The organism is Bradyrhizobium sp. WYCCWR15520 (assembly GCF_056174665.1).
Window position 1 is genome coordinate 27,000 of sequence record NZ_JBWBWM010000056.1, and the last position, 8,674, is coordinate 35,673.

Consider the following 8,674-nt stretch of genomic DNA (forward strand, 5'->3'; position numbering starts at 1 on the left):
AATTTCTCCGTTCAAGCCTGGAGACGATTGCGCACTGCACCAAGTCGCACTCGTTGCAATCTGCGCTGCGGGCGCGGACCGTCGTTGCAATGGACAAAAATGCGCTGACAACGTTGAAAATGAATGCAATCTGCACGAGCGTCATTACATTTTCGTGTGTGCATGAATCTTGCCTGCCTTATTTGGTCGGCGTAGAGTCACTCTCACGGAGATCCTTCCTGCAACATTGGAGGATGCGACCATGCCGCGGGTGAAGCAAGCTTCGAAAAGGAAGCGAGTAACCGGAACCGCAGTGCCGGCGTTGGGAGCCGCCGGATTAACTTTTTCGCTGGCAGGAGGCGCATCGGCATCGGCTGTACCGACCGGTGACGTTCAACAGGGGCGGAATTTCGCTCCTGGCATGATGATCACGCTCGGTGAAGAGGAAATTGCCGACGTCAGTCTCGCCACCTTCCATCTCTTCGACAACGAACTCTTCGACAACGAAAATGTCCTTAGCGGCGTGCAGCTAGCCCAGCGCGGATGCGGTGGCTGCCGCGGGTGTGGTGGCATGCGGGGATGCGGTGGCTTCCGCGGATGCGGTGGTTGTCGCGGCTGCGGAGGCTGTGGATGCAGAGCCTGCCGATGCGGCGTCGGCTGTGGTGGTTGTGGTGGCTGTGGCATTGGTTGGATAGGGATAGGCGTGCCATGGGTAGCATGTGCCGGTTGCTGTGCATCTTGGGGGCGGTGCCGCTGGTGCTAGGCAACGACGCGTTCTGATTGTGTATCGACAAGCCACGATTTCATTGGCCGGGGCTCGCGATCGACCCGGCCAATTTCTTGTTTTCGTTGGGCGGTTCGCCTGCCAGCTTGCCGATGACAAGCGAGTGTGTTCCAACTCAAATCGAACAATTCCGGTCGGCGCGGGCGCACGAGTCCCGCAGGAGAACGGTTCGCCTTGCTCTGGCGATCTGAAATGACAAGCAACAAGATCCGCGTGCTCCGATGACAGCCAATCGCAAGAGCCGCGTTGCGAGCAAGACCCACAAAGACACTTTGCGATTCGCGCCGAACTTCACCGCCTATGTACTTCCTCCCGATGTGGTCTGCCTCTACTCGGAGGATCGCAAATTCTTCCTGCACGGCGATCTGTATTGTGCGGTGGCCACGTCGATCGGAAAAAATGGAAAATCTGCGCCAGAGATCGCTCGCCAGCTTTCGAAGAGCTTTCCACCCGACAAGATAGAGGAAGCAATCAAGCGGCTGCTCGAGCGCCGATACGTCGTTACAGGAGCATCGCGCGCATTCGATGGCGCCGTCGCTGGATATTGGGCGAGCCTCGGCCTGCCTCTCGAGATCGCGGAGCAGAATCTCCGCAATTGCCCCGTGCGGGTCGAAGCGATCGATGTCAAAGGCGCCAAAGAACTGAGTGTGGCTTTGAGCAAACTCGGCGTTCAAATCGTCAAGCGTTCGCCCAAACTTACGATCACGTTGGTGAACGACTATCTTGACCGGCGGCTGGCCGAGATGAACCGGGAACGCGTCGCTGACAAGACGCCCTGGCTGCTGGTGCAGCCGTCCGGCGTGTTTCCGCTGGTGGGCCCCGTGTTCAAACCGGGCGAGAGCGCCTGCTGGAACTGTCTGTTCGATCGCATGATCCGTAACCGGGAGATCAAGGGATTTCTCGACCGCGGACCGGCGCAGACGGTCGCCGTATCGCCCTTGGTCCAGCACACCGTTGGACAAACCGCAATCCACTTCGCTGCCGTCGAAATCACCAAAGCGATTGCCTCGGGCTTTCGCACCGATCTGCGCGATCATATTGCGAGCCTCGATCTGACTGGTGCGGTCATCGCCAAGCACTTTGTCGCGCGGCGCCCGCAATGTCTCACCTGCGGGAGCAAGAAACTGCAGAGTCCACGCCGGGCGGCGACTTCAATCGAGATCGCCGAAGGCAGCAAGCTCATCATGACCAGCGGTGGATATCGCACCGTGACCGCTCGGGCCACCGTGGCGCGCTTCCGCAAGCATGTAAGCCCGCTGACCGGCGTGGTTACGCGGCTCGAGCGGATCGAGGTCGATCTGCCGATGAACACCAATTTTTTCGCCCACCACAATTTCTCTGCGCCGGCCCAAAGCGTCGATCAGCTCAGGTCCGGACTGAGCGGCGGCAGCTTCGGCAAGGGCTCCACGGCGGAGCAGGGCGAGGCCAGCGCGCTGATGGAGGCGATCGAGCGCTATTCGGGCATTTTCCAGGGTGACGAGATCAGGACGGCGCGCCGCTTTACCGATTTCGCTCCCGGCGACGCCCTTCACCCCAATGACATCCAACTTTTCAGCGAAACGCAGTTTCAAAACAGGCATGCCCAACAGCCGAACGATTCACACCCGGTTCCTGAGCCGCTCGATCCCTCGATGAGGACCGAGTGGTCGCCGGTCTGGTCGTTGCGCGACAAGCGTTTCAAATATCTTCCGACCGGCCTGCTCTACTTCTTCTATGGCGGTTTCCATACCGACTCCAACGGTTGCGCGGCCGGCAACACCCGCGAGGAAGCCATCGTTCAGGGCTTTCTCGAACTGATCGAGCGCGATGCCTACGCCATCTGGTGGTACAACCGGCTGCAGCGTGCCGAGGTCGACCTCAAGCAATTCGACGATTCCTATGTCCGGGATCTGCAACCCCAGTTTGCTGATGCCGGACGCCGGCTGTGGGTGCTCGACGTCACCAGCGATCTCGGCATTCCCACTTACGTGGCGATCATGCACTGGATGCAGAACGGCCACGAGAATATCGAGTTCGGTTCCGGCGCGCATTTCGATCGCCGCATCGCTCTGCTGCGTTCGCTCACCGAGCTGACCCAGTTCATGTCAATTGGCATGATGGGCGGCGCCAGCGGTGAGAAGCCGACGCTTGACGGTATCAAGCCGCTGCGGCTGGAAGATTATCCGTTCCTGATCCCGAGCAACAATCCGATTGTTCCGCCGGCTCCCGACCTAAAGGTTCTCGACAATACGCGCGATCAGGTGAATGCCTGTGTCGAGATCGCCACCCAGGCAGGTTACGATTTCCTTGTGCTCGACCAGACGCGGCCCGACGTTGAGGTCCCCGTCGTTCGCGTGCTTGTTCCGGGCCTGCGGCATTTCTATCGCCGCTTCGCACCGGGCCGGCTTTACGATGTTCCGTTGAGGCTTGGATTGTTGGATCGCCCGCGGCTGGAAAGCGAACTCACGCCGTTCCTGCCGCACACCTGAAAGGCAGGTCTTTTGAAAGGCAGCTCTTTCGTGCGCGCTCCCCGGAAAAAGCCGACCAGGAAGATCGCGCCAGTCATCGCCGCCCGATTGAACGGTCATTTCTCCTTTCAGATGCAGGCGGACGGAAGCATCGCCGCCTCCGTGGACGGCTATTTTGTCAATCTGGGACATATCAGTCCGGCCGCGCTGGACCTTGCGCGGAATCTGGCCGACGGCCTGCCGCTCGCGTCCTTTGCCGGCAAGAGCGCCATCGCGAAGGAAGTCGATGTCCTGGCGCATCGACTGGCACGGCACGGGCTGCTCGAATACCGCCTGTCCTTTCCGCGTGACGAGCAGGACATCGTGGTCATCGAACCCCAGGTCCCAGAGTATTGGCCGCTATGCGCAAAGCTCGGCGAGAGTGACACCATCGTGCTGTCGCGCTTTGCCTATCTGCGCCGACGCGGCAACGAAATGGTGCTGGAATCGCCGCGCGCCGGCGCGCTGTTTCGAATTGGCGACCCCGCCATTGCCGCCACCCTCGCTGCGCTGTCACGGCCTCAGAAGATCAGCAGGCTTCGCCGCCACGCGGCCGCCTTCAACCTCGATCTGCTCGAACTGCTGCTGGATAGCCAGTTCCTGCTCAAGCTCGATGCGAAAAGCGGCGACGGCCTTCGGGTGAATGAAGGCGACGGCAATCTCGTTCTCTGGGATTTCCATGATCTCGTGTTTCACACGCGGAGCACGGAAGGCCGCCAGGCCAATCCGGTTGGCAGCACCTTCGCCTATGCAAGCGTCGTTTCACCGCCGCCTGCGGTGCGCCCGCCGTGGCCGGGCAAGAGAATCGAGCTGCGCACGTTCTTCACCTCGGATCCGGTCTCGCCCTTCGCAGGCCTGTTGCGCGAACGCCATTCAGTCCGGGATTTCGATGACGAGCATCCGATCACGCTCGCCGAGCTCGCCCAGTTCCTGGACAGCGCTGCCCGAGTCCTGTCGGAATGGAAGGGCGGCGCGCCTTTCGAAGGCGGCCCTGCGATCACCTACAGCTCAAGACCCTATCCGTCGGCGGGCAGCGCATACGAACTGGAATTGTATCTGGCGGTCTCGAATTGCGAGGGGCTTGCACGCGGACTTTACCACTACGACGCGGGCGGCCACGCGCTGGTAGAGATAGGGGTCTCCGCACAGCAATTCCAGGCGCTTTCGGCAGCAGCCGAGTTTGCCATGGACGCACCCGGTCCGCCCCAAGTCCTGATCACGATCGCCGCCCGTTTTGGGCGGATCTCCTGGAAATATAGCTCAATTGCATACTCGCTGATCCTGAAGGATGTTGGCAGCATGATCCAGACGTTCTACTTGGCGGCGACCAATATGGGCCTTGGTGGCTGCGCCATCGGCACCAGCAACATCGATCTGTTCGCAAAAATGACAGGGCTGGAATTCCATGTAGAGGGCCTGGTCGGTCAATTCGCGCTCGGACGCGGCAGGAAACGGTGATCCCAAGCTAGGCAGTATGTATGCGAAATGGCGCTCCCTAGGGGAGAGCCGCAACACAGCGCCATCAGACACTTATCCAGAAGTTTGGGGAAACTCCCGGGTATTGTAACTCAAGGCATTTCAGAAGCCGACCCCAAACCCAAGTTGGAGCCGGTCGAACATTCTGTCTATCTTGGTCGCCGACGATTGGGTCGGTACTCGCGCATCGCGCCGGGCAACTATGCGGCATTTGACGCCCTCGATCGATCGCTAGGCGAGTTCAAGAGACGCAAGGATGCGTGGTCGGCTATCCGACGGGCAGATAGCGAGGCCGATCAATGAGCCTCTCTCCTGCTGCTGCCGCGCTATACGACAAGATCAGTGCCGCGACCTCGTCCTCCGAATTCGCCGAGTTGCTCGATAGTATTTGGCGGCTTTATTGGCCCAGAGAACTCAGCGATAAAGAGGCGGAGTTGCTGACAGAGACCATCGAAAGCCGCAAGCCCAAACGTAGTATCGCAAGCCCTGCTCCTGCCCTGAACAGCCGTCTGGTATCGCGCTTCAAGCCCCGACAGCGCCAAAGATCGCCTGATCGCAAAGCCTCGCGCGACCGACGTAGACGCCTCGGCGGGTCGAGCGCTTTGCCTGACACGCTGCGGCATCACTACACCGAGGGGCAACGCGCGGTGCTTTGTGTGATTGCCGGTGAAATCAAACATCACGGCATATGTGATCTGCCGATTGATGGGATCGCAGCGCGCGCTGGGGTGTGTCGCACGACTGTCCAGACAACTCTCCATGAAGCGCGCCGTCTCGGGCACCTCAAGATCACCGAACGTCCTCTCAGAGGGCGGAAGAGCTTGACCAACCTGATCCAAGTTGTGTCGAAGGAATGGCGAACTTGGATGGATCGGGCGCCATCGGCGCACCGCCCGATAGGGTCCAAATCAGTGAAAATGGCGAGCACCACGAAGATCATAGATTTAAGAAAACAAGAGCTTTGCAGTGGATTGAGCTCGGGGCCAGCCAGCGGGGCTCCAGTTGACGGCGTTCCGCATCGGGACGGCGTTCCCTTGGAATTATTAAGATGACCTACTCCACAATAGGTCGTCGAATTGGATCGCTGTGAAAACGCAAGGGGGGTCGGCACTCGACATAGCATCCTGCCTGGTTGCGTACGGCGGTCCATCGCCAGATCACATCGAGCGCGGAGCTGCACCAATACGCGAGATCATTCATGATCCTTTGGATCAAGGTCAGATGGTCGGCGCCGAATGGCGGCCGATTGATCGGGACGTTTCAAAAGGGCGCGAAGTCCTCCGACCGACTAAGCCTGTGCGTTTGCTGTGAGGCTAGCCAACGACAGCGATGGCTGCATCAGCATGCACTTTGAGGAATCCGGCTGGAAGCTATCGGGCATCAACTTGCCGGGAAGATTGTTTCAAAGCTTGTGGAGGGGCTACCAACAAAATAGTTGCCCTCCGAGCATCGTCATCCCGTGAGCAAACCAGCGAGCACTATCGCGCTGATTTGCGTTCTAACGAGTACGCATCCTATCGGGCGGCAGCAAGGTTCGAACGAGTCGAAGTCGAGCCGCGCGCCTTTTTCACAGAAATGCTCTGTCAGGTGCCTACGTTCATCGGCTTCGGGCGCGTCAGCATTTTGCTGCCTGAGTGGTAACTAACCACCGCGGCCACGAAGGAACGGGGCCTCGCAAGTGAGCGTTAAGATAGTTGTTTCTTCGGTTGTGAGGTCGATCATGTGCCCTATGCTCAGAGTAATCGCCACAGCGGTATTCTCAACTTGGTTAGGTGGCTATGCCTCTTCTGCTGTAGCGCAAGACTTCAATGACAGATGGTCTATCATTCCAAAAGCACACGCGGAGCCAGCCCCTTCTCCTGCGCCCGAACAGACCAAGGAGAACGCCGCAGAGGAATATGAGGTACGGAATCAACGAATGCGGGCGCCAGATGATCGCATAGATCGAAACTCATCGAAGCGAGTGTTTTCGGGAAAAGCGTCCTTCTATTCATACTCCAAAAGAAAAACAGCAAACGGCTCCCTCTTCAATCGGGATGCGTTAACCGCAGCTCACCGTAATCTACCGTTCGGCACGAGAATCCGCGTAACTGATCTCGCGAGCAGCAAGTCTGTGATAGTCCGTATTACGGATCGCGGCCCTTGGATACGCGGTCGCATCGTAGACCTTTCGCTCGGAGCAGCCCGCAGCCTAGGAATCACTGATCGAGGCGTGGCGACGGTTCGCGTTGAGGTGCTTTAAGAGGTTGCTGATCGCAGCGTTAGTCGTTTAAAATGCCGTTTTCGCCCGAATTGCGAGCGCGGTCCCGGTAACAGGCCTCATTCAGCCCAGCATCGCCGCTACCTAGTTCGCGGCGATTGGTCCCTTCGTCCCGGGCGCCGGAATGCAGGATTTGAATAGTCTTCTTGCTTGTAACTTCCATTCGTCCAAGGCTTGCCATGGAGCGCGATAGCTCTCGGGCGTGCCCCTTTGGGTCCTTCCCCATTCAGTGGCGGGCGGGTAATTCGGACCGCGACGGTTCGCCAGTGAGATCGAGTTTTTAAAGCCTAAAGACTAAACACAAGAGCCTCAAGTGCAGGCCTAAACATGGGACCAACGCTGGCGTGCAATATGCGGAGCAGAGGTCTGGAGGGGGAGTGTCTAAGGGGGGTGGGTCAAAAGTCAGACGAGAACTCCTCGATGTGACCGGCCTCACTCTCACTCAGGGATTTTTTTCTGACCGGCGACGATTTTTCGGTCCTTTCGGCAATCGCGTATCTAGGGGAGCGGGATTGCGAATCTCCCCCATTTGTAAAAGCGAAGGAAAGTCAATGGGGGCGGGCATGCGCTAATCGCGCCGATGCACTGATGGGTCTGCGATGATGCATTATTTTTCTGGCCGGACCCACCGCTAGGCAGTTGGCGAATGGTCCAAATGTCACTGCTCAACGGAGGGCCCCGGTTTTGGAGTTCGATTGATCCGTCTGATCCAATATCGCGCAGTCAGCAATTGGTTGGTTCATTCGGGATTTTGATAACCGCAGCATGCTTCGGTAACGACAGGTATCAAGTCGTGCCGCCCTGTTGGGTAGCAAAACGGTAGCATCGAGCAGCGGATTTCTACTCCGCGGGTTGCAGGATCGAATCCTGCCGGGATCGCCAATAGTTCCGATGATCAATCAACAGCTTGGCATGTTCCATCTTTTGTTCTGCCTGAAGAACCGTGTTGCCCGGTGCTGCAAGCCAGTGACAACAATTCCAAGGCCTTACCGGCATCTACAGATGGCTCCACGCAACACGAGCGCAACACGGCCTTTCCCGCTTCGTTCGCATCAGACTTGGAGACAGACACCATCGTTCTTGTCGTCTTAGCAGTCGCCGTCGCCGCTCTTATCGTCAGTAAGCCAAACGCCAGAAACGACCCACAAGGCTAATTGCCACTGTTTCCCGAAGGCAGTATCCAACCTATTGCGGGGATGGCTGCCATGGAATTATTCCAGGCTGAAAAAATTGCCACCTTTGATGACCAGTCGGACAAAATGTGCCGAATCTGCGCGAAGAAGCTTGCCCTCATAAAAACGATCGTTGAAATCGACAGCGCGTCCGTAGTTCATCTTTTCAAATGCGACGAGTGCGGCGAGCGCGTTTGGAGTGAATAGGCGGCCCGGCGCATGACGGTTCCGGACGACATCCGCCGGGCCTTTGCCACTGCGAGGCGCCCCGAAATGGCCTATTCAGGCTCGGTGTGATTCTTGGCAGAATTGTGCGTCAAGCAGAAGCCGGTACTTCTCGGCAGTCCAATCCCGATTGTCGCCGTTCTTGAAAATCCGCGTCGATTCAACGGGGGAGCAGGCTGCCCCCTCCGCTGATGACGGAGTCGTCGTTACGGTCCGGGTGACGATGCTCGCAGGGAAACTATGCGGCGCGGGATTTGCTTTTTCCCGATCGGGCTGTCTTTGCCTTAGCGGA

At 58.4% G+C, this 8,674-nt stretch carries 6 protein-coding genes and 1 tRNA gene; 6 read left to right on the forward strand and 1 reads right to left on the reverse strand.

Going from position 1 to position 8,674, the window contains the following annotated elements; genetic code table 11:
- Nucleotides 1-738 precede the first annotated feature (738 nt).
- Complete coding sequence (locus AC0QUY_RS37950; RefSeq protein ID WP_474417079.1) at nt 739-1,437, reverse strand: hypothetical protein; 699 nt, start codon at nt 1,435-1,437, stop codon at nt 739-741.
- A gap of 36 nt (nt 1,438-1,473) precedes the next feature.
- On the opposite strand from AC0QUY_RS37950, the gene AC0QUY_RS37955 reads away from it, so the two are divergent.
- From AC0QUY_RS37955 to AC0QUY_RS37980, 6 genes are all read left to right on the forward strand, one after another.
- Nucleotides 1,474-3,231: a TOMM precursor leader peptide-binding protein gene (locus AC0QUY_RS37955; protein ID WP_475391109.1), complete on the forward strand. Its 1,758-nt coding sequence runs from the start codon at nt 1,474-1,476 to the stop codon at nt 3,229-3,231.
- A 111-nt stretch (nt 3,232-3,342) separates the two neighbouring features.
- Nucleotides 3,343-4,707, forward strand: coding sequence for a SagB/ThcOx family dehydrogenase (locus tag AC0QUY_RS37960; protein ID WP_475391116.1), 1,365 nt, complete (start codon nt 3,343-3,345; stop codon nt 4,705-4,707).
- Between the two features lie 317 nt (nt 4,708-5,024).
- Nucleotides 5,025-5,777, forward strand: coding sequence for a hypothetical protein (locus tag AC0QUY_RS37965; protein WP_475391111.1), 753 nt, complete (start codon nt 5,025-5,027; stop codon nt 5,775-5,777).
- An 866-nt stretch (nt 5,778-6,643) separates the two neighbouring features.
- Nucleotides 6,644-6,967, forward strand: coding sequence for a septal ring lytic transglycosylase RlpA family protein (locus tag AC0QUY_RS37970; RefSeq protein ID WP_475391118.1), 324 nt, complete (start codon nt 6,644-6,646; stop codon nt 6,965-6,967).
- An 824-nt stretch (nt 6,968-7,791) separates the two neighbouring features.
- Nucleotides 7,792-7,867: transfer RNA gene (locus AC0QUY_RS37975), tRNA-Arg, on the forward strand.
- 323 nt (nt 7,868-8,190) lie between these two features.
- Complete coding sequence (locus AC0QUY_RS37980) at nt 8,191-8,364, forward strand: hypothetical protein (protein ID WP_475391113.1); 174 nt, start codon at nt 8,191-8,193, stop codon at nt 8,362-8,364.
- The last annotated feature ends 310 nt before the right edge of the window (nt 8,365-8,674 follow it).

Coding starts and splice junctions, on each gene's coding strand:
- AC0QUY_RS37960 (WP_475391116.1), top strand. CDS start 3,343: ATGCAGGCGGACGGAAGCATCGCCGCCTCCGTGGACGGCTATTTTGTC.
- AC0QUY_RS37965 (WP_475391111.1), top strand. CDS start 5,025: ATGAGCCTCTCTCCTGCTGCTGCCGCGCTATACGACAAGATCAGTGCC.
- AC0QUY_RS37970 (WP_475391118.1), top strand. CDS start 6,644: ATGCGGGCGCCAGATGATCGCATAGATCGAAACTCATCGAAGCGAGTG.
- AC0QUY_RS37980 (WP_475391113.1), top strand. CDS start 8,191: ATGGAATTATTCCAGGCTGAAAAAATTGCCACCTTTGATGACCAGTCG.